General features: G+C 68.6%; 16 protein-coding genes. 9 read left to right on the top strand and 7 right to left on the bottom strand.

Features of this window, described 5'->3' with window-relative positions:
• Nucleotides 1-151: 151 nt before the first annotated feature.
• Together ACWEF2_RS28920 and ACWEF2_RS28915 are read right to left on the bottom strand one after the other, a co-directional pair.
• Complete coding sequence (locus ACWEF2_RS28920) at nt 152-643, bottom strand: hypothetical protein (RefSeq protein WP_453819482.1); 492 nt, start codon at nt 641-643, stop codon at nt 152-154.
• Nucleotides 640-1,497: a hypothetical protein gene (locus ACWEF2_RS28915; protein ID WP_453819481.1), complete on the bottom strand. Its 858-nt coding sequence runs from the start codon at nt 1,495-1,497 to the stop codon at nt 640-642. The genes ACWEF2_RS28920 and ACWEF2_RS28915 overlap by 4 nt, the downstream gene beginning before the upstream one ends.
• A gap of 183 nt (nt 1,498-1,680) precedes the next feature.
• On the opposite strand from ACWEF2_RS28915, the gene ACWEF2_RS28910 reads away from it, so the two are divergent.
• From ACWEF2_RS28910 to ACWEF2_RS28900, 3 genes are all read left to right on the top strand, one after another.
• Nucleotides 1,681-1,914 (top strand): winged helix-turn-helix domain-containing protein, encoded by a 234-nt coding sequence (locus ACWEF2_RS28910; protein WP_355598806.1) that lies wholly within the window; start codon nt 1,681-1,683, stop codon nt 1,912-1,914.
• Between the two features lie 77 nt (nt 1,915-1,991).
• Complete coding sequence (locus ACWEF2_RS28905; RefSeq protein WP_453819480.1) at nt 1,992-2,906, top strand: DUF5753 domain-containing protein; 915 nt, start codon at nt 1,992-1,994, stop codon at nt 2,904-2,906.
• Entirely contained in the window at nt 2,903-3,103 is a 201-nt protein-coding gene (locus tag ACWEF2_RS28900) for a DUF397 domain-containing protein (protein WP_453819479.1), read from the top strand. The genes ACWEF2_RS28905 and ACWEF2_RS28900 overlap by 4 nt, the downstream gene beginning before the upstream one ends.
• Nucleotides 3,104-3,677: 574 nt before the next feature.
• Here ACWEF2_RS28900 and ACWEF2_RS28895 read toward each other — a convergent pair.
• From ACWEF2_RS28895 to ACWEF2_RS28885, 3 genes are all read right to left on the bottom strand, one after another.
• Nucleotides 3,678-3,920, bottom strand: coding sequence for a cold-shock protein (locus ACWEF2_RS28895; RefSeq protein ID WP_453819478.1), 243 nt, complete (start codon nt 3,918-3,920; stop codon nt 3,678-3,680).
• 719 nt (nt 3,921-4,639) lie between these two features.
• Nucleotides 4,640-5,467 (bottom strand): transposase family protein, encoded by an 828-nt coding sequence (locus ACWEF2_RS28890; RefSeq protein WP_453819477.1) that lies wholly within the window; start codon nt 5,465-5,467, stop codon nt 4,640-4,642.
• Between the two features lie 61 nt (nt 5,468-5,528).
• A complete protein-coding gene (locus tag ACWEF2_RS28885) occupies nt 5,529-6,095 on the bottom strand; it encodes a hypothetical protein (RefSeq protein WP_453819476.1) in 567 nt (188 codons plus the stop codon).
• A gap of 585 nt (nt 6,096-6,680) precedes the next feature.
• Between ACWEF2_RS28885 and ACWEF2_RS28880 the strand changes: the two genes are divergently transcribed.
• A complete protein-coding gene (locus tag ACWEF2_RS28880) occupies nt 6,681-7,886 on the top strand; it encodes a methyltransferase domain-containing protein (RefSeq protein WP_453819475.1) in 1,206 nt (401 codons plus the stop codon).
• Nucleotides 7,887-8,155: 269 nt separating this feature from the next.
• On the opposite strand, the gene ACWEF2_RS28875 is transcribed toward ACWEF2_RS28880, so the two are convergent.
• Both ACWEF2_RS28875 and ACWEF2_RS28870 read right to left on the bottom strand, forming a co-directional pair.
• Nucleotides 8,156-9,034 (bottom strand): DUF3037 domain-containing protein, encoded by an 879-nt coding sequence (locus ACWEF2_RS28875; protein ID WP_453819474.1) that lies wholly within the window; start codon nt 9,032-9,034, stop codon nt 8,156-8,158.
• Nucleotides 9,031-9,837, bottom strand: a complete 807-nt coding sequence (locus ACWEF2_RS28870; protein ID WP_453819473.1) for a HipA family kinase — start codon at nt 9,835-9,837, stop codon at nt 9,031-9,033. Before ACWEF2_RS28870 ends, ACWEF2_RS28875 begins: the two co-directional genes overlap by 4 nt.
• A gap of 800 nt (nt 9,838-10,637) precedes the next feature.
• Here ACWEF2_RS28870 and ACWEF2_RS28865 point away from each other — a divergent pair.
• From ACWEF2_RS28865 to ACWEF2_RS28845, 5 genes are all read left to right on the top strand, one after another.
• Nucleotides 10,638-11,669, top strand: a complete 1,032-nt coding sequence (locus tag ACWEF2_RS28865; RefSeq protein ID WP_453819472.1) for a conjugal transfer protein — start codon at nt 10,638-10,640, stop codon at nt 11,667-11,669.
• 155 nt (nt 11,670-11,824) lie between these two features.
• On the top strand, nt 11,825-12,094 hold the full coding sequence (locus ACWEF2_RS28860) for a hypothetical protein (protein WP_453819484.1): 270 nt from the start codon (nt 11,825-11,827) through the stop codon (nt 12,092-12,094).
• A gap of 47 nt (nt 12,095-12,141) precedes the next feature.
• A complete protein-coding gene (locus ACWEF2_RS28855) occupies nt 12,142-14,766 on the top strand; it encodes a TcpE family conjugal transfer membrane protein (RefSeq protein WP_453819471.1) in 2,625 nt (874 codons plus the stop codon).
• 222 nt (nt 14,767-14,988) lie between these two features.
• A complete protein-coding gene (locus tag ACWEF2_RS28850; RefSeq protein ID WP_355599527.1) occupies nt 14,989-17,481 on the top strand; it encodes an ATP-binding protein in 2,493 nt (830 codons plus the stop codon).
• On the top strand, nt 17,478-19,892 hold the full coding sequence (locus tag ACWEF2_RS28845; protein WP_453819470.1) for a type IV secretion system protein: 2,415 nt from the start codon (nt 17,478-17,480) through the stop codon (nt 19,890-19,892). The genes ACWEF2_RS28850 and ACWEF2_RS28845 overlap by 4 nt, the downstream gene beginning before the upstream one ends.
• The last annotated feature ends 1 nt before the right edge of the window (nt 19,893 follow it).

Raw genomic sequence — 19,893 nt, 5'->3', positions numbered from 1 at the left:
GACCGGGGTGCGGTCCGGCCGGTGCGGGCGGCCCTCTTCCCCCTCCAGGAGAGGGCCGCGCTGGGGTGCGGCCCGGGACCCCTCCGGCCCGGGTCGCACGGCGGTGGGTGCGGCGGCGTCCCATGGGAGGTGATGCCGCCGCACCGGCTTTTTAGGCCGCGTCCCGGTAGGGGCGGCGGGGGTGGTGCGGCGCGGCGGCGAATGCCGGGGAAGGAACGCCGCCGCACCTGCTCGGGGAAGACGAGGGCACCAGGGGCGTCGGGAGAGGCGAGGACGCCGAAGGTATCGGGGACGCCGACGCGGCCGACGTGGTCGGAGGGGCCGGGGCGGTGAGGGGAGTCTCGCGGCGGACGGTCACGGCCATGACCGCCTCATACATCCGCCTCTCCAGCTCCTCGGCGTCGGCGCCCTCGATCATCAGCGGCTCGGACGTCGCCCAGGCGGCCAGGGCGTAGAAGCGGCGACTGCCGACGCCGTACAGGATCGTCCAGCTCGGCCATGCCTGCGCCAGCCGTTCGGCCTCGGCTCGGGCCGGGCCGTCCCACAACCGGCGGTGCACCGTCGTGGGGCGGACCTGCCCGGCGCGGTGACGACCGGAAGTACCGGAGGGGGGCGAGTCGTGAAGGGCGCGGCGCCACATCATGACGTCACCTTCCCCGCCGCCGTCTCCTCCTGGCGGGCGGTCTCGGCCCGCAACTCCTCGAAGGTGTCGGCGTCCACGGTGCGCTCGGCCCCGGCGTAGGCGGCCTGGCTGGAGAACGGCTCCCGGCGGCTGGCCCAGAAACGGCCCCTGTCGCTGAGGAACACCTGCCACCCGGGGATCACCGGCCTCGCGGACTGGGGCGTTGTGGATCTACCATCGTGCATGGATCGGACCTCCAGTGTCCGGTTGAGGGCTCGTCTGGACGCCGGCAGCGTCCGGCGAGCCCGTTTTATGGGGTGGGGAAGAAGGCTCTGGAAGGCGCCGTACGGGGTCGGCGGCCGGTGCGCAGGCGGGGTGGTCTCGGTCTCGCGAAGGCCGTCGGCGCTCGGAGGCAGGCCGCGGGGTGCGTGGCGCCGGCCGTCGGGGTGCGGGACGTCGGCCGTTCGCACGCCGGGGTGGCGCGGCGGTGGCCCTGAACGGGGGCGCCGGACGGGGCTGGGCGCCCGTTTGGGCAGCGGCGGTCGTACGGCGGGCGCAGCTGGAGCGATCGCGGGCTGTTCGGGACGGCGCTGGGCGGGCACCAGGGGGATGACCTCGGTGGGGGCCACGTCGGCGGGTGGCTCGAAGACGGGCAGGGGGTGGCCGAGGCGGCGGGCCTGAAGGCGCATCCGCATCAGCGCGCCGGACGGCTGCACGTACTCGTGGTCGGTGGACTGGCCGGGACAGCCGTGCGCGTAGGGCGCGTGGCCGCAGGCGGCGCACCCCATCGGCATGGGTACAGCGTCGGCGAAGCAGCCGCAGCCGTCTCGGGGCGCCGTGGTCCGGTCGAGGACTGGAGCACTAGGGTTGTTCATGGGTCAGGAGGTCCTTCCTGATCAAGGACCCGTCATCGGTGTGCGATACCGGTGGCGGGTTCGCTTTGTCTAACGCAGTAAATCGAAGGGTAGGGCGCGTCTAGGCATGCCTAGGCGTGTCCATGCGTGCTTAGGCATGTCCGATATCGCCCAAGCGCGATGCAACCAAATACCGTCGCTTCCATGATCGAATTCGAGCCTGGTCGGCCGAAGTGGGAGCAGATCGCCGAGGTCTACGAGCAGCGTATTCGCAGTGGCGAGTGGCCGCCTGGGCACAAGCTCCCGAGCATTGTGGCGATCATGGGGGAGCATGGCGTAGGGAACAACACCGGTCGTCACGTTCTCCAGCACCTGCGGGATCTCGGGCTCGTGAAGCTCGTACCGAGCTTGGGCACCTTCGTACTGCCGCAGGGGTAAACCACCGTTCGGAACGGCTAATCCGCGTACCCCTGTCATGATGACCTCACTCACAGTGGTGATATTGAGAACTCATCATGCGCGTGCCGACGGCACGCGCGCAAGACGTCGGCACAGAGAAATATCGCGCTGGACACGGCACACTGGTGCCCATGCCTATGAGGTCCCCCACTGTCCGGCATCGTCGCCTGGGTCGTGAGCTGCGCAGACTCCGAGAGGAGGCTGGTCTCGGTACCAGTGAGGCGGCGCTTCGGCTCGGATGGTCGCTCAGTAAAGTCCATCGCGCCGAGGGCGGCCGGATCACGGTTTCCGAGACGGACTTGATCCACGCCTGCGATCTGTTCGGGGTCGACAGTTACACCAAGGGCGGGCTGATCCAGCTCGCTCGTGATGCCAACCGGCGCGGCTGGTGGACGGCGTACTCCGACGTGTTCACCGGTAACTACGTCGCACTCGAAGCGGAGGCCACGGCCATCCACACATGGGAGACGGCGGTGATTCCCGGTCTGCTCCAGAGCGAGGACTACGCGCGAGAGGTCATCCGCGCCCGGCACCCGGACCTGAGCGCGGGCGAACTGAAGCGGCGTGTGGACGCCCGCATGGTTCGCAAGATCAATGTCGTTGGGCCGAACGCTCCGACACTGCACGCCTTGATCGACGAGGCGGCCATACGTCGTCCTGTGGGCCTGCCTGACACCATGGACCGCCAGCTCGGCGATCTTCTCCAGGTCATGGAATGGCCGCACATCACAGTGCAGGTCTTGCCGTTCAGTGCGGGAGCGCATCCGGGGATGGAAGGGGCCTTCTCGGTCCTGAGCTTCGACCCAGAGGATCCAGACGTCGGCTACGTTGAGAGCCCGGCGGGAGAGGTGTACGTCGAAGCAGCCGACCAGGTGCGGAACCTTATCCTGCTGTTTGAGCGCCTCGCCGGCGCGTGCCTGTCCCCCGAGGAGTCCGCGGTGCTCGTCGCCGCGGTGAGGAGCAAAGCATGATCTCCCCCGACCTGTCCGGCGCTGAGTTCCGCACGTCGAGTCTTAGCGGCGGCAATAACAACTGCGTTGAAGTGGCGACGAACCTTCCCGGTGTAGTTGCCGTCCGCGACAGCAAGGACCCCTCCGGCCCGGTGCTGACTTTCTCCCCGGCGGTCTGGAGCGACTTCCTCGCGGGCATCCGCAGCGGAGACCTCTGACCTCAACCGCGAAAGGCGCCGCGTGGCCGGGCACCTTGGGATGCCGGCCGCGCGGCCCCGTTGTCCCTCGCCGCTGTGGAGGCCGTCACGGTAGCCCCCCGGCACGGTTTCAGCGCCGGCGGTTTCGCCTATTGCCCAGGACCGAGCGCTTTCCGAAGCAGGGCGCCGGCTTTTGGTCACGCCGCCGCCCCGATGCAGCCCGACGATCGCCTCATCGTGGTTGAGGTCTGCTGTGGTCGGGGCGATCGAAGATCCAGGGTTCGTTTCTCACCCTGACTCACCGGGGATGAGGGTGAGCGCCTTTGCATCGAGAGGGAAGGAGGCGCAAGAGCATGTACGGCCGCCGTAGCGGCCGTGTGCCGCGGACGATTCGTCCTAGCCCAGCGACGGCGCCTAAGACCAACCAATATGGCCTTGCCCTGGTGGGGGCGAGGCTATTCGGGCACAGCAGCGGCTGGGCTCCAGTCGCCACCTGACGAGCGTCTTCGTGCGGCTATCCTCTACACCGCGCGGGAACGGCCACACACGGCTATCAGGCGTCCGTTCGACACACGTCGATTACGGCACGACTACTTCATGAAGCCTCGTGAAATATTTGGACTGCTCTGAAGCGATAACCATCCTGCGGAAATTCTTCCCACGTGAATGTGACGGTTTCTCCTACAGTAAGCGCTCGATATCCGCTTGCAACGATCAGAGAAAAATGCGCCCACACTTCTCCTGGGACATCGGGGGACGAGATAACTCCCCAGCCCTCTATGTCGTGCCAGGCGGTTACCGTGCCGGTGACCGCATCATGATCGCTGCTTGATGTCACTATGAACTGGCCGCCTCGTACTGGAGTTCGACGTCGGATGTGTACGTGTCTTCCATGCTACTCTGCCAGGCGCCATCGAAGTTCGAAAGCCGGTATTGGAACATGAATCTCAGGGTCGCCGTTCCACCTCCACTGACGTTGTGGCGGAACGTGCAGTTCCCCGAGAGGGCGTAGTGCCAGTTCTGGCTCACCTGGTGAGGGCCAGGAACGTAGGCGTGCCAGATGTACCCCACCCGCTGGACCTTGTGTGCGCTCCAGCTGGGGAAGCTGGGCAGCCTCGCGTTGCAGGTCATGTCGCTGACCGCTATTGCCTGGACTGCCGGGCATCGAAGGCCGAGTTCACATCCGTAACCCTGAATACGGTGTCCTTTTTCGTGAAGACATGCACTCCGGTGAGATCGGCATGGGCAGTTCCACCGAAAGCGGTGGCGAGCAGAGCCGTGGCGGCTGCGAGCGCGCGGGCCCGTACACGTAATTTCACTTAGCATTTCCCATCGCTCGATGTGCGGGAAATTACGCATTGCCGTCTGGGATGCCACAACTCGAATCATGCTTCGTCAGACAATTCCTCCGGCGAGGATCACTTGCTTGGCGGTACATGATTAAAGCCGGGACTCACAACCCCAAAAAAGGATTTTCCCCACCATGAGAACACGCGACACCCGCCGTGAACCGGCGACTACTGAAACCGACGGTCACTGAGGTGATCTCAGCGATTTTCATTTCAGGTAGCCGTGTTCGAAATAGGTGAGAACGAGTGCGGCTTTGACGAGGTCGCCGATTCTGCTGGGGCCGGCGGTAATGTGCTGGAGGGTGCGCCGACGTTGGGTGAGCAGGGCGAAGCCTCGTTCTCCCAGACAGCGCAGGGCGCGCAGGAGCGCGTTGCGGGTACGGGTGCCGAGGTCGAGGGGCCGGCCGTCGGAGGGGTGTCCGACCGGGGTGAGAATGCCGATGTCGATGCCGTCGTAGCCGGAGTCGGCCAGGGTGGGAAGCCCGTCGGCGGCGGCCTTGTACAGCGCCCCCGGGACGTGTGCGCGGGCGGCGGTCAGGTCGTGTACCGATCCGGGTTCGACGTCGGAGACCCACAGCGGCAGGCCGCAGGGCGCGGACAGCGCCTGGATGTTGCCGCCGTGACGGTGGGCCTTTCCGGAGTACCACAGGTCGATGGGCTCGCCTTTGACGCTGATGGTCTTTTCGGCGCAGCGGTCGGTGGTGATGACCGTGCCGTCCAGGATCAGGTGGGTGAGGCCCTCATCGACGGCGCGCCGCAAAGCCTGGTGCAGGTCGGGTGCCTGGTCGGCCAGGACGTCGATGACCTCGTCGATGTAGCGGTAGGCGGTCGCGCGGGAGACGCCGTGGCCGCGGCCGAGGGCGGCCCGGTCGGTGCGGTCGCGAAACCAGCGCAACCCCATCACCGCCTGGTCAAAACAGGTCAGCGCCCGAGAACCCGAGCGGGTGCCCAGCCGGCGGCGCTCGGCCGCCAGGAGCAGGGAGAGGTGGCAAACCAGCTCCCGAGAGACGTCGAGCGTGGCTCGATAGGTGATCACGTGGGGCTTTCTGGACTGAAGACGGCTTGTGGTGAGACCTCTTCCACCGAAAGCTCCACGCCTATTTCAGGGGGATCGCGATCCATCCCGATTCATGTCTGCCTATGTCGCTTTGAAGGCATCGAATCGCAACCGCCCTTATTGATCTTGCTGAGATCACCTTACTGAGGTGGGCCTGGCTCATGCACACCCGGTCTGTGGAGTGACCGGCGAGGTTGGTGAGCGCGGAACGCAAGTCAACCCACCACTGTTCGGGCAGATGCGGATCCGTGGTGATGTCCCCGGTCGCCGAGAGCGCCGGGTCGTCCACGCGAGTCATCTCGTCAGCGCGCCACACGACACCGCGGGGCGGATCTGACCAGACGGCCGCGGCCGACCACTGCGGGCGCGGTACCCCCTCGATGGCTGCTGCCGCCTCGAAACCGGACCATGCCTGAGTGTCGATCTTTTCGGTCCGGCGCCAGGCAAGGCGCACCCAGGTGCCCGCGTCGGTAGGGAATCCGGCGGTGCCGTTGTATTTGCTGTAGTGCCCGTCCTGCCGCTTGAGCTGCCGCCCCAACCGCCGCTCGACGCTCTCCAAAACGTCGTCGAGCGGAACGGTGGACAGATTGTCCAAGTTGAGTTGCACCGCCGGTCCTTTCCGGCTGCGCCTTATTGGCTCACCGTAGCCTTCCGACGCAGCAGTGCCCGATATCGTTGCACCGTCTCGGCGTTGACCTCCAGAGAACCGGCACGCGTCAACTCGGCAAGGTGATCGAGACGCGAGGTGCTGACGGCGAGCTGGGTCACCTCTGGAATCGCGAACGCCGCCGCGATCGCCGTCTGTAATGCTGTTCCCCGCTGCCTCGGAGCAAGGAACAGCGGGATGCCGACAGGTCACGTCCAGCGGCTGCGGGTAGGGGCGGCTGGGGACCTGCATGTGGCGCCTAGGACGCAGGCGATCACGGCGGACGGGTCAGCAGAGGGCCCAGCGGCTCCTCAGTGAGAACGGAGGGGGATCGGCGATGCATGAACCTATCGCGGAAACGTCTACCAAGCCCCTTTGTGTGACTCTACGCTTACGGGCGAACGCTCCACGTCAAGGGTCAAGTAGGGAGAAGCACATGGGAACACATGAAGGTCCCCGCAAGCCACCCCCGAAACCCATAACGCTGCCGAAACCGCACCCTGACGGCAGCCCGCCACCGGGTCAGCACGAGAAACCGACGCCGAAGTGACCGCCGCCGTAAAAACACCCTGGCAGGAATTACGAGAACTCCTGCTGAAGACCGGGACGATGGCGCCGGACTGGGCGCAGGCGGGCGACGCGGTTCCACGAGGGGTCTTTCTCCCCGACCTGATGTGGCCCTTCGACAACGACCTGGACATCCCCGTCTCCAAGCCGGCCGACCCTGAGGCGTGGAGCCGCTGGGCCGATTCCAACGTCCCCATCACCACCCAATGGGACGACGGCCACCACACCGGGATCGCGCCCGGGGAGTGGCGGACCAGTTCCAGTTCCACACCCAGCCTGGTGTTCTCCATGTTCCGGGACCTATCGGTGTTCGACGGCGCGAGAGTGCTGGAGATCGGGACGGGGACGGGCTGGTGCGCCGGTCTGCTGTCGGCCCGGCTGGGTGAGCGCAACGTCGTCTCGGTCGAGCTCGACGAGGCGGTGGCAGACCGTGCGCGCGGGGCGCTGCACGCGGCCGGATGGCATCCGGAGATCGTCACCGGCGACGGCCTGCTCGGCTGGCCGAACCGGGCACCGTACGACCGGATTCTGGTGACCGCCGCCGTCCGTGACGTGCCCCGGTCCTGGATTGACCAGGCCCGGCCCGGCGCCGTCATCGTGATGCCCTGGGGCACGCGCTACAGCTATCGGGACGCCGTCGCCCGCCTGGTCGTCGCCGACGACGGGACCGCGGGCGGACGTTTCACCGGGCCTGCGGGGTTCATGCCGTTGCGCTCCCAGCGTCTGGACTGGCCGCGGCACACCGATTACATTCCCGGCGACGACTGGCCCGCGGGCACTCGTGAGTCGGTGACCAGGCTGGCCGCGTCGTCGGTTGTTCCGGAGAACTCCTACGCCGCCGCCGTGTTCGTACTCGGGCTGCTGGTCCCCGACTGCGTCCACAACCACGGCCGTGCTGACGACGGCACGCCTGTCATGTGGCTGTACGGGCTGGCGGATCGGTCATGGGCGGCGGTGTACTTCTACGGTGTAGACGGCCGCTCAGTCTCTCAGGTGTATCAGGGCGGTCCGCGCAACCTGTGGGACCAGGTGGAGGCTGCCCACGGGTGGTGGGTTGATCGGGGGCGGCCGGGACATGAGGAGTTCGGGCTCACCGTCACCGCCGACGGGCAACAGCGCGTGTGGCTGTGTGATCCCTCCAACCTGGTCTCCCGCATGACGGCTGGGCCCGGCGGGACGCGGTGAGCACGCCCTTTCCCATCGAAAATCCCGGTGGGGGACCTCGCCTTCAGATGATGGGGAATGCCGTCCTTAACGGCCCGGTCTCGTACACGCGGAGGATGGTTGGTGACCTGTGTACTTCTCGCCGAGGATGACATCGTCGGCCCCGCGCCTGCGGGGATGGTCTGCTCGGGTACGGCGTGGCCCTTAACGACGTCGTGGTGCTGGCCGCCGCCCTGGAGCGCACCGGCTGAACCCATGGTGAAGCACCCCACTCCCGCGGGCGGGGCGCTTCACCCAGCCGGCTCCAGACCCTTTACCAGCATCTCGGCGCGGGCTCCCACAGCGTCGACATCGTCCAGTGAGTGAACCTGCGCCCCCAGGCCGGCGAAGATCTCCTTCGCCTCGTCGAAACAACGCTCCTGCGGCGGGGTCTCCGGTGGCATGACGACCACCTGCAGGTCCACCGCCGCGTCGATCGTGCTGATCTGCCGGGTGGTTGTGTCGATCACCCGGGCCTCTTCGCCGCCTCGGAGCCGATCCAGTGCGTACCCCCATGCCTTCACCTGCATCGACACCTCATCGAGGCTGGATCGCCTGAACGACCACGCCTGCGTCAACTGCACCGCGTGCCCGTTGGCGATCGCGAAGTCCACCGTGTAGTTCACATGAGCGCCCACGAACACCTGGGGGCGCTTGCGCACCAGCGATGGATCGATGTCCACGCGGCGGTACACGTCTCGGAGCTCGCGGGTGATGGCGTCTTTGTTCATTGAGGCCTGACGGGGCTGGGTCACCGGATCAATGATCATGTGCCCGAATATGAGCTCCAACGCTTCTTGGGCGCTATTCGCCAGGATCGGTGCCGGCGGGCTGAGCTGAATGGTATTGCGGTGATCGTGGTGCAATCCCCGCAGCCACTCCTCGTCGAGGATCTCACTCTCCAAAGGCGTGCGCTGGGCATCGATCATCGTCTCCAGTCGCAGCATGAAACCGCTTGCGACGTCCAGCACGGCGACGGGGGCGAACCTGCGGATCCGGTCGGTCTTGCTGAGCCTGCGGATGCCCCAGTCGCCGGTGACCGGATCTCCCGCTATCGCCCCGTAGTTGACAAACTCGCCTGTTTGTGGATCGGGGAGACATCTGATGATCGAGTAAATATAGCGACTCATCTGGACTTAACCTCCCTTCCAACCAATGCTCGGATACGACTGGCGACAGATGGCGCCCGGTATTCAAGGAACCAGCCGAGCGCCTCCAGATCGTCGTTACTGACTGGCCACGATGCTGGCACGCCGCACAGGATGTTGACGAGAGCATCGCGATTGATTTTCTCAAGGGCCACCGACACTTCCTCAACCGCCTCCTCGTTGAGGTCACGCGGAGCGTCGGGGAGCTCGTTGGGCTCGTCGGCACACTGGATCAGATACCGCCTCCCCCAGCTTCCGTCGTTGGAGGGCAGGTAGAGGCCGTGGTCGTGGCTGTAGACGCTCTCGTCGTTGTCGAGGTCGTACAGCCATTGAGGATCACTTCCAAAGCACCAGTCCCACATCGCGTAGACGCCCACCCGCCGCCTGGGGTTGTCGTCGTGCGTGTGCGACGCCAGGGCGGGCCGCCGTTCAATGACTTTGGACAGTGCGAGGCTCGCGTGTGCGATCCCTGCTTGGAGGTGTCCTTTACCCAACGGCCAGCCGGCCAGTTCCTCGGGGATGCGGATGAGGTTACTTTCGCATACGGGCGCGTTGATCAGCCGTCCGACGCTGGACACGATGTGCTCGATAGCCACTGACATTTTGGAGTGTTGTGGGTATGTGTCGATGCACTTGACCCAGTAACTTCTGCCGTCATCGGCGGCTGCCAGGAACGGGCGCGCGAAGCTGTTTCCACCTGTCGCCAGGAGAGCGGTCATCCTCAAGTCGTCGAAGTCGTCGTTCCGATCCTTGATGAGACCGTTCCGGTCTTCCAGCTCAACCAATGACCACTTCTCGTAGTGGAGTGGAGGGGCCCCGCCTTGGAGCACCTTAGAGCAATGGCGGAATCGTGGTGTCAGGTTTTGTCGGATAGAGACAGGTGGAAGGGATCTGCGGTTCAATGTGGATTGCGGACTTTGCTGTTATATCGGGCGCCCTGGAGCTCTTTACTCTTTTTCGTGAGGTTTTTGGGTTGAGCCACCGGTGGGGGAGGTGTCCCGGGCGATGATGACCTGGGGCCTTCGTGGATCTGGCGATCGGAGGCGCGGCTCGGTGGTCGGTCGGTGGGCGCATGGCGGAGTGGCCGGTGCGGTGGTTGTGCCGATGGTGGCGCGGCCTGTCTCCTCAGCGGTGCCGCCACGGAGGCGTTCGCTCCAGGGGGCGGGTCGAAGATGATCGGGCCGCCGCGGTCGTCCTTCTCTGTGGGGGTGTCGTCGGCCGGCCGGGGACAGGGGGCGGTCTTGGCCAGGGGGTCCGCGGTTTGGTGACGCTGGGTGATGGGTGCTTCGGGGTGAATGTGCAGGTCGCGACAGTCACCGTGCCGTTTAGACAGCAATGCGTGGCGTTTGGGTAATCAGTTCACCTGCTGGCCAGGCGTAATGTGCTTTTTCGCACTGCCTGCCGGGATGGGCCCCCTGCCAGGCTCCAGACACGGTTTGCTCAGTAACCACGATGCCTGCAGCATAGGCGTGGCTTTCCTGGAACAATCGACAGGGCGGTTAGAGTAAGTGCTTGACCATGGTTAACGGGGTCGGGAGTAATACGACACCGCGTCAGCCGGGGGATTGGCGCGAGCGGAGGCAAGATGGCTCGAAGGTCAACCGTCCGTGATCCTCGGATCACCGGCGACCCTGAGCTGTCGGCATACCCGGGGTCACCGCACGACCCCGAGTTCGACCGCGCTCCGGCTCAAGGCAGGGGGGCGCCGTCCCGGGCCCGCTGGTCCGGTGGTGGCGGGCGCTGGCTGGTGTGGACCGGCCGTGCCGTGCTTTGGGCGCTGATAGTGGTCATCGTGGTGAACGGAGTTCGTGCACCTTTTGAGCGCTTCACTCAGCAGAGCGGTTCGGGCGGGGCGTCCCCCGTTTCCCCGGACACCGGATTTCCCGTCACCCGGGCCACCTCTTTCGCCGGTCAGTTCGCCGCGGTCTATCTGAATTTCGAGGCCGTCCGCTCACAGGAAAGGGCGGCCAGGCTGGCTCCCTACCTGCCCGACGGCGCCGAGCCGCAGTTCGGCTGGGACGGGCTCGGGCGGATGGCCGCCGGCGCGGTGCAGCCGTACGGCTCGGAGGTCGTCGATGAGGAGAACATCGTCGTGACGGTGGCCTTCCAGTCGGGAAGCCGCCGCCAGCTGCTGTCCGTGCCGGTCTTCTACGACGCCGGAGCGGACAGGTTCGTTGTCTCCGGGCGTCCCGCCATCCTGCCGGCGCCGGCGCCGGCCGATCTGCCCCCGGTGGGCGCGGGCGAGAGGGACGACGCCGCCGAGGCCGAGCTCCGCACGCCCTTGGCCGACTTCTTCAAGGCGTACGCCGCGAGCGACACCGTGTCCCTGCAGCGCTACGCCGCGGCCGGGGTCACACTGGAGGGCTTCGGCGGCGCGTTCACCTTCGTGAACCTCAAGGACCTCGCCGTTCCCGCCGGTGGTGGCGCCACCCGGGACGTGACCGCGACGGTCGTGTGGGGGGTGCCCTCGGGGGCGACCCCGTCCGCCAGCCCCAGCCCCTCCGACCCGGGGGACATGGGTGGGAAGCTGGAGCAGTCCTACCGGCTCACCGTGGTCAAGCAGGGCGACAAGTGGTTCGTCAAGGACATCCGAGGCGCGAAACGGTCTGTGGGGTAACACATGATCGAATGGTGCCGGTTCACAGTGAGCAGACCCCCCCTGATCGGCGATCCGGCGTTGGGCGGGTTCGAATATGCGCGTCGCGAGCCCGTGACCCCCCGGGGCGCGATCACAAGCACGGAGGACGAGAAGTGATCCTGAAGACCATCCTGTTGAACGTGATCGACCTCGCCCAGCCAAGCACCCCTCCGGCGACCGTGAACACGCAGGGCCTGGCCGACTTTCTCCGTAAGTTCTTCGGCCCGCTCTTTCTTGTGATCGTCTCCGTTGTCGCCCTCTTCTTCCTCTTCACCCGTGAGATCACCAGGTTCATGCAGTTCATCATCCTGGCGATCGCCATCGGAGTGATCTTCTACGTGCCCAACATCATCGAGGTGACAGCCAAGGCGATCGCGGGCGCGCTGGGCATCACGGGGGGTTGAGACCGCCTCCGAGCGGTCAAACAACGAGTGGCGGAGAGGAGGAGCGCGTGGACCTGCCCACATATACCAATATCTGGAGGATTGAGAAGCGGCTCTACAAGCTGTACGACCTACGGCTGCCAACGCCGCTTCCGATCGTCTGGATCGGTGTGTTCGTGGGTGTGGTGGCCCCGTGGTCGCTTCTGCTCGCGTTTCTCGGCCTGCCCTTCGACGCGCCGTGGCACGTGCTCTACCTCGTACCGCCCGGGATCGTCACCTGGCTGTCCACCCGCCCGGTGATCGAGAGCAAGCGGCTCACCGAGCTGCTGCAGTCGCAGGTCCGTTACGTGGGCGAGCCACGCACCTGGTGCCGGATGGCCCCCGCAGCCGAGCCCTCGGAGATCACCCTGGCCGGCAGGGTGTGGCGGGCCGCCCCCGAGCCGGTCGCCGAGACCCGAGGCAAGGTCGCGGGCAAGGTTGGGCGCAGGGCCTGGTACGGCCAGGCCGGGCGGGCGGCGGCACCCTCTGGCGAGGTCCGTCCCGCCGTGGCCGCCGCCGTCGCGGTGGCCGCCGCTCCCACCGTCCGTGAACGTGCCCGGGGTACGGCTCCCGCTTCCCGCCGGGGCGCCGCTCCGGCCCTCGGCCGGTCCGTTGCCGCCGAGATGTCCAGGGGGGCGGCCTTCACCGGGCCGGCCAAGGCTCCGGTGCCCTCGGCCGGGTCCGTGCCGCCGCCTTCCGCCGAGTTTGTGCCGCCGCTGTCCGCCGGGTCCGTGCCGCCGTCCTCCGCCGGATCAGTGGCCCCGGCCTCCGCCGGATCGGCGTCCTCCGCCGCACCTGTTATCTCGGCTTCCGCCGTACCGGCCGATCGGGATCCCGCGCCTGGGGCCTCGACGCCCGCCGTACCGGCCACCCGGCCGGATCCGGACCCGGCCGGTTCCGCTCCCGGTGCCCCCGGCCCGAGCGCCGCCGTGCCGAGCGCCGCTGCGCCGAGAACTTCTGTGCCGAGGACAGCGGCTGTCCCCGCTGAGACCGAGGCTTCCGCGTCCGCGGCCTCGAAGGCTCCGGACGCTCCGATCGGCACCGAGGCGCTGCGGCGGCTGCGCAGGCTCGCCGCCTCCGCCGAGGTTGAGCGCGCCACCTCGTTCCGGGCCGAGCCCATCGCGCCCCCCGCGCCTTCGAGGGCTCCCAGGATCTCCGGAACCTCCAAGGCTCCCGGAGATGCCGGGGCTCCGGGGACGGCCGTGCCACCGCCTCCCGCACGTCGCTCCGACGGCCCCGATCCCGCCGAACGGTCCTCCGCGCCGAGGTTCGTCGGCCCCGCCCCGGCTGGACGGCGTGCCGCCGAGCCCGTGGAGAGGGAGGCGGACAGTTCACCGAGGGACATTCCGGCGGCTGAGGTACCGGCGGACGTTCAGCCGGAGGACACCCCGCCGGGAGACGCGTCGAGGGACGTGCCGGTGAGTGATGTTCCGTCGAGTGACTCCCGGGCGGCTGACGTGCCGGTGGGAGGTGTTTCGCCGGGGGACGCGCCGGTCGGGGAGGTTCCCGCCACGGTCGAGGAGGACGCTCGGGCCCAGCATCGCAGGGGACAGCCCGCACCGGCGGCGCAGTTCGCCGAGCAGCGGCGGGCGCGACCGCAGGAGCGGCCCACCGGGACACCGGCGGGCGTCTCGATCCGGGCGGTTTCCTCAGGTCCGGTCACCCCCGATCCGGTGGCGCCCGCTGTGCCGGTGCCCCGGCCGGCCCAGGCCGAGACCAGGGTCCGCCGGGTGGAGTCGGTCGTCGGCAGGGATTCGGCCGGTGGCTGGCGGCGGCTGGCACAGGTGGTCATCGGACCGGGCGGCGGGAGCCGTACGGACGGGTCGGAGCTCGACGAGGCGCGGGCCAGGGCGCTGTTCAGCGGCAGCCGCCGGGTGGTGGTGCTGGGCTGCACCGGCGGCGCCGGGCAGACCACGACCGCGCTCATGCTCGGTCACACCCTCGCGCGTTACCGCGAGGACAGGGTTCTCGCGGTGGACGCCAGCACCGGCGCCCACGCCCTGTCCCGCCGGATCGAGGCCGAGTCGCCGGAGACCCTGACCTCCCTGCTGGCCGGTCTCGACAACGTCCACGGCTATCTGGGCATGCGCGCCTACACCAGCCGCTGCGCCTCGGGCTTGGAGGTCGTCGCCGGGGACGCCGACTCCGGCGCCGAGCAGCGGCTCTCCGACCGCACGCTCTTCTCCGACCGGAGGCTCGGCAGGACCATGGACATCCTGGACCGGCACTACCGGCTGGTCGTCGTCGATCCGGCCGCGGCGCTGGCCGCCCGGGTGCTCCCCTACGCCGACCAGCTCGTCCTGGTCGTCCCGGCCAGCGAGGACGGGCCGGACGCGGTGGCCATGACCTACGAGTGGCTCGACGGGCACGGCTGCGCCGACCTGCGCCGGCGCGCGGTTCTCGTCGTCAACGGGGTGAGCCGCCGGAGCATGGGCGACGTGGAGCAGGCCGAGGCGGTCGCGCGCGGCCGGTGCCGGGCGATCGTGCGGGTGCCCTGGGAGGACGAGCTCGCCCCCGGCAGGTCCGAGCGGGTGGAACCGTCCCACCTGCGCGCACCGGGGCGCCGGGCGTATCTCGCACTGGCCGGGGTCGTGGTGGCGGGCTTCGGAGCGGTGCAGGCGGTTCGACCGAGCGAGGAGGAAGTGGCCCAGTGATCCCCCGGGCGCGAGGAGCAGCGGTGAACGGGCGTAACGAGGTTCTCAGGTGAGCGCACGCGGCGAGCGGGCCGGTGGTTCCGGCGGCCAGGCCGTACGAGCGCCGGCCGTACGAGGGGTGACGGTACGACCGGTGACCGTACGAGGGGTGGTCGCGCGGCCCGCGGCTGTACGGCCGCCGGCCGTGCGAGAGGTGACCGTGCGAGCGGTGAGGGAGGGGATGTGAGCCGTCCCTCGCGGGCACGCAACCGCCTTGCCGTCCGATACTTCGACGACCGCATCCTGCTGACCGACTCCTCGGTCTGGGCCTACTTCCGGCTGCCGACCGTGAGTTACGAGTTCATCACACCCGAGGAGCGGGAGGCGCTGGCCACCAACGTCACGATCGCGCTGGCGGCGATCCGGATGCCGGACGCCGAGGTGCACCTGCGGGTGGCGCACCGCACCTATCCGGCGGCCGAGTGGGCGATGGCGCTGAACGCCACCTCCGACGAGGGCCCCGGCTGGCGTGACTACCTGGAGGAGATGTACCGGCACGTCTGGGCCAAGGACTTCTGGACCAAGGAGGTCTACCTCGGCGTACGGCTCGGCGCACGTGGCAGGCAGCTGGGCGCCGGGGTGCTCTCCCAGCTCTTCGGCTTCTACCAGCGGGGTGAGAAGGCCCTGGGCATCGAGGACGACCACGTGCCCAAGGCCGAGGTCGCCAGGTGGAGCGAGCAGGCCGAGCGGCTGGGCCGGGCGCTCTCGTCGAGCGCCCTCTATGCCCGGCACGCCACCTCCACCGAGATCGCCTGGCTGTTCCAGCACGCCGCGACCGGTTCCCTCGGCGACCCCCCGGCCTCGGCCAGCCCCAAGCGGCGCTGGGGCAGGGGGGAGATCGAGGCCCTCGTCGAGGGGCAGGTCCACAACGGCAGGTCGCTGCTGCGGATCGAGCAGCCGCACGGTGACTCCTACGTCGCGCACCTGTCCTTCGCCCGGTTCCCCGACCTGATGCCGTTCCCGGACGGCGAGCCGTGGATGCACTTCGCCGACCAGCTTCCCTTCCCGGTGGAGGTCAGCTCCAGGATGCGGCTGATCTCGCCGGTCAAGGCCAGCAAGGACGTGGCGCGCAAGCTCGCCCACGCCCGCGACATGGACATCCACATCCGGGAGGCGGGCGCGGAGGCGCCGCTGGCCCTGGCCGAGCAGATCGACGCGGCCCGGATGCTGGAGCACGGCATCACCAAGGAGCGCCTGCCCTTCGTGTACGGCTGGCACCGGCTGATCGTGTCCGCCCCGACGGAGGAGATCTGCGTGCAACGGGTCGAAGCTGTGGTGGAGCACTACCGCGACATGGGCATCGACATCGTCAACTCCACGGGTGACCAGTTCTCGCTGTTCTGCGAGGCGCTGCCCGGTGAGAAGGTCCGGGTCAACGCCTACGCGCAGCGGCAGCCGCTCCGCACCATCGCGGGCGGCATGGCGACCGCCACCGTGGACCTGGGCGACCGGGTGGACGAGGGCAACGCCGGCTGGATGGGACCGTACGTCGGGGAGACCCTGGGGCGGGCCCGCAGCATCGTGCACTTCGATCCGCTGGTGGCGGCGACCCGCAACCGGCCGACCGCCATCGCGATCACCGGTGAGCCGGGCGGCGGCAAGACCACGCTGGCGCTGCTGATGATCTATCAGATGGCGTTGCGCGGGGTGACGGTCGCGGTCATCGACCCCAAGGGCGACGCGGACTCCCTGGTCCAGCTGTTGCAGCGGCGGGGCAGGAAGGCGCGGATCATCCCGCTCGGCTCGGCCGCGCCCGGCCTGCTCGACCCGTTCTCGTTCGGGGACGACCTCGCGGCCAAGAAGACGATGGCCAGCGAGACCCTGCGGTTGCTGCTTCCCCGCATGTCGGAGGAGCGCGAGTCGGCGATGATCCAGGCGGTCGCCGCGGTCTCCAACGGGGACGGTCCCTCGCTGGGCAAGGTGGTCGACCACCTGGAGCAGACCGAGGACGCCGCCTCCAAGAACCTGGGCGCCGTGCTCCGCTCGATGTCGGAGATGCACCTCGCCCGGCTCTGCTTCGACCCCTCGGGCGGCGACCAGATCGACACCGAGGGCTGGACCACGGTCTTCACCCTGGGCGGTCTGACCCTTCCCGACGCCTCCACCGGCCGTGACGACTACTCCTACGAGCAGCGGCTCTCGGTGGCGCTGCTCTACCTGGTCGCGCAGTTCGCCCGGGGGCTGATGAACGGCCTGGACCGGCGGACGCCCAAGGCGATCTTCCTGGACGAGGCGTGGGCCATCACCTCCACGCCCGAGGGGGCCAAACTGGTCCCCGAGGTCAGCCGGATGGGCCGGTCCCGTAACACCGCGCTGGTGCTGGTCTCGCAGAACGCCGGCGACCTGCTGAACGAGCAGGTGACGAACTGCCTGTCGTCGGTGTTCGCGTTCCGCTCCACCGAGCGGGTCGAGGTCGACCATGTGATGGCGCTGCTCGGGGTGGAACCCTCCGAGGAGCACAAGGCCGTGCTCCGCTCACTGGGCAACGGCGAGTGCCTGTTCCGGGATCTGGACGGTCGTGCGGGCCGTATCGGGGTGGACCTGATCTCCGACGAGCTGCTCCGCTGGCTCGATACGAATCCGACCCACGACAAACCCGACGAGAACATGCATGATCTCATCGGGGGCGATGGAGTCAGTAGGCCGGGGGCCGCGGCGCTGGAGGTACGGTCATGAAGGGCTCCCGCAAGGGACGCGGGCACTCCCGCAGGGGACGGCTGACCAAGCGGATCGCCATCGCACTGGTGGCCCTGTCCGCCTTCCTCGTCTTACCGATGCTGCTGCCGACGGGCACGTCCACCGCCGTCGCGGCAGCCCCCTGTGACCTCTCCCCGGACCTGTCTCCCGAGGTCGCGGGGTCGGGCGTGGACGGGCTGCTCAAGCCGCCGCCACCGGATCCGGTCGCCCCCGGCGTGTCGGCGGTGCCCGCCCCGGTCGCCCCGCAGGGCAACTACGCCACCTACGGCATGAGCGGTCTGTACTGGCACACCCACAACCTCGGCTGCGACGACGTCGCCGCGGTGATGGGCAACATGACGGCCAACACGATCTTCGCGTGGGCCAAGGCGCTGAACCGGCTGACCATCACCACCTACCAGGCGGCGGCGACCGAGGGCCCGCTGGACTCGATCAAGAACGTCGTCGACGACATCGTGATCAACCTGTCCGAGGCGATGTACTGGCCGTTTCTGCGGCCGATCGTCATCCTCGGCGCCATCTGGCTCGCCTGGTACGGGCTGATCCGCAAGCGCGCGACCACCACCGCCGAGGGCGTCATCTGGATGGTCCTCGCGGTGACCGTCGCGGTCTGGTTCTTCAGCCGTCCCGGTGACCTCACCGGGCTGGGCAAGGTCGTCACCGACAAGACCGGTGAGGTTGTCAACTCCGCCTTCTCCGGTCTGCCCCGCGCGGGCGGGGTGTCCTGCCTTCCGGCCAAGGGTGACGCCAATCCCCAGGTCAAGCCCGGTGGTTACGGTCAGAGCGGTGTGCCGGGAGTCGACCAGAACGCCGAAGCCCTCTGGTCCACCCTGGTCTGCAAGCCCTGGTTGATGGGTGAGTTCGGCACCGCCGACCCCAAGGCGCCGGTGGTGCAGGTGTTCGGTGCGAAACTGCTGGACATCCAGGCGCTGGACGCGACCGAGATGCGTGCGGCCCAGACCGCCAACACCAATGCCCACCAGGCACGGTATGAGGAAGAGGTCGCCAACAAGCTGCAGAACACGCCCATTTTCTTCCTCTTCCAGGGAAAGGATTGGACGAACCGCCTTGGCATCGCGATCGGCGCGCTGATGGCGGCCATGGTCGCGGGGCTGCTGATCTTCCTGGTGGCCGTCTCGCTGCTGGTGCTGAAGGTCGGGTTCCTGCTTCTGCTGATCCTCGCGCCGGTCTTCCTGCTGCTCGGCGTCCATCCGGGCTCCGGCCGGATCATCGCGATGCGCTGGGTGGAGATGCTGGTCGGCACGTTGCTCAGGCAGGCGGTGCTGGCCCTGGTCCTGAGCGTTCTGGTGTACGGCTACGCGCTGATCATCTCCACCCCGATGCCGTGGGGCATGCAGGTCATGTTCATGGCCCTGCTGACGATCGCGGTGTTCTTCTACCGGCGGCCGTTCCAGCACCTGTTCGCCTCCATGGACGGGCACACGCTCACCACCCGCATGCTGGGTGACGCGGCCTCCGCGCCGACCCTGCAACGTGCGGCGGGGGCGCTGCCCCCGGTCACGGCGGCCAGGGTGGGCCGCTGGGGCATGCGCAAGGCCGAGCCCGTCCTCCAGGCGGCGGCCATCGCCGGTGGCGCCTCCGTCGCGACGGCCGCCGCGACGGTGGCCCAGGGCAAGGTCCGCGGCGAGGACGGCGGCCAGGGCGGCACCCCCTCGGGCACCCGGGTCCCGGCCGGGGCGCAGCCCACACCGCTGGACACCGACTCCCAGACGGGCACGCGGCGCAAGGGCGCGGGGCGTCCGGTCACCGCGGCCCGTGCCGGTTCGGCGCCGCCGCTCAACCTGTCCGGCGGTGCGGCGGGCGGCGCGTCCCCGGCCAGGTCGCCCGGCCCGGCCCGGAGCGGCGCCGGTGGCGGCTGGTTCGGCGGCCGGCCCGGTGGCGGCTGGGCCCCGCAGGGCGGCTCGGGTTCGGCGGCCGGTTCGGCCCCGGCCTCCGGCGGCAGGCCCTCCGCGCCCTCGTCAGGGGGCAGGTCCTCCGGCGGGTCCGCGGGGGGCGGCCGATCGGGCGGCGGCATCTTCGGCGGAGGCGGCGGTGCCGGTGGTGGCGGCGGCAGCATCTTCGGCGGTGGTGGCGGTTCCCGGCGCTCGGAGCCGAGTTCCCGCGGCTCGGGCTCGCGGAACGGCTCCGGTTCGCGGAACGGCTCCGGTTCGGGGAACGGCTCCGGCTCCCGGGGCGCTTCGAGGTCGGGCGGCGGCATCTTCGGCGGGGGCTCCGGCTCCTCCGGGTCGAGGGGCAACGGCTCCGCGCCCGGCGGCCGGTCCTCCGACGCGCCCCCGCTCTGGCTGCCCAGCCGGCCGGACCGCGGCAGGGAGGCCGACGAGGTGGCCGCGCCGTTCTGGCTCCGTGCCTCGAATCCCGATAAGGACTGAC

The sequence above is a fragment of the Streptosporangium sp. NPDC004631 genome (genome assembly GCF_053601935.1).
Note: the sequence above shows the minus strand (reverse complement) of the source record. Positions and strands in the feature narration are given on the sequence as shown.

Excerpts from the sequence above, each read along its gene's own strand:
- ACWEF2_RS28920 (WP_453819482.1), bottom strand. The coding sequence starts at position 643 with ATGATGTGGCGCCGCGCCCTTCACGACTCGCCCCCCTCCGGTACTTCC.
- ACWEF2_RS28915 (WP_453819481.1), bottom strand. The coding sequence starts at position 1,497 with ATGAACAACCCTAGTGCTCCAGTCCTCGACCGGACCACGGCGCCCCGA.
- ACWEF2_RS28910 (WP_355598806.1), top strand. The coding sequence starts at position 1,681 with ATGATCGAATTCGAGCCTGGTCGGCCGAAGTGGGAGCAGATCGCCGAG.
- ACWEF2_RS28905 (WP_453819480.1), top strand. The coding sequence starts at position 1,992 with ATGCGCGTGCCGACGGCACGCGCGCAAGACGTCGGCACAGAGAAATAT.
- ACWEF2_RS28900 (WP_453819479.1), top strand. The coding sequence starts at position 2,903 with ATGATCTCCCCCGACCTGTCCGGCGCTGAGTTCCGCACGTCGAGTCTT.
- ACWEF2_RS28875 (WP_453819474.1), bottom strand. The coding sequence starts at position 9,034 with ATGAGTCGCTATATTTACTCGATCATCAGATGTCTCCCCGATCCACAA.
- ACWEF2_RS28865 (WP_453819472.1), top strand. The coding sequence starts at position 10,638 with ATGGCTCGAAGGTCAACCGTCCGTGATCCTCGGATCACCGGCGACCCT.
- ACWEF2_RS28845 (WP_453819470.1), top strand. The coding sequence starts at position 17,478 with ATGAAGGGCTCCCGCAAGGGACGCGGGCACTCCCGCAGGGGACGGCTG.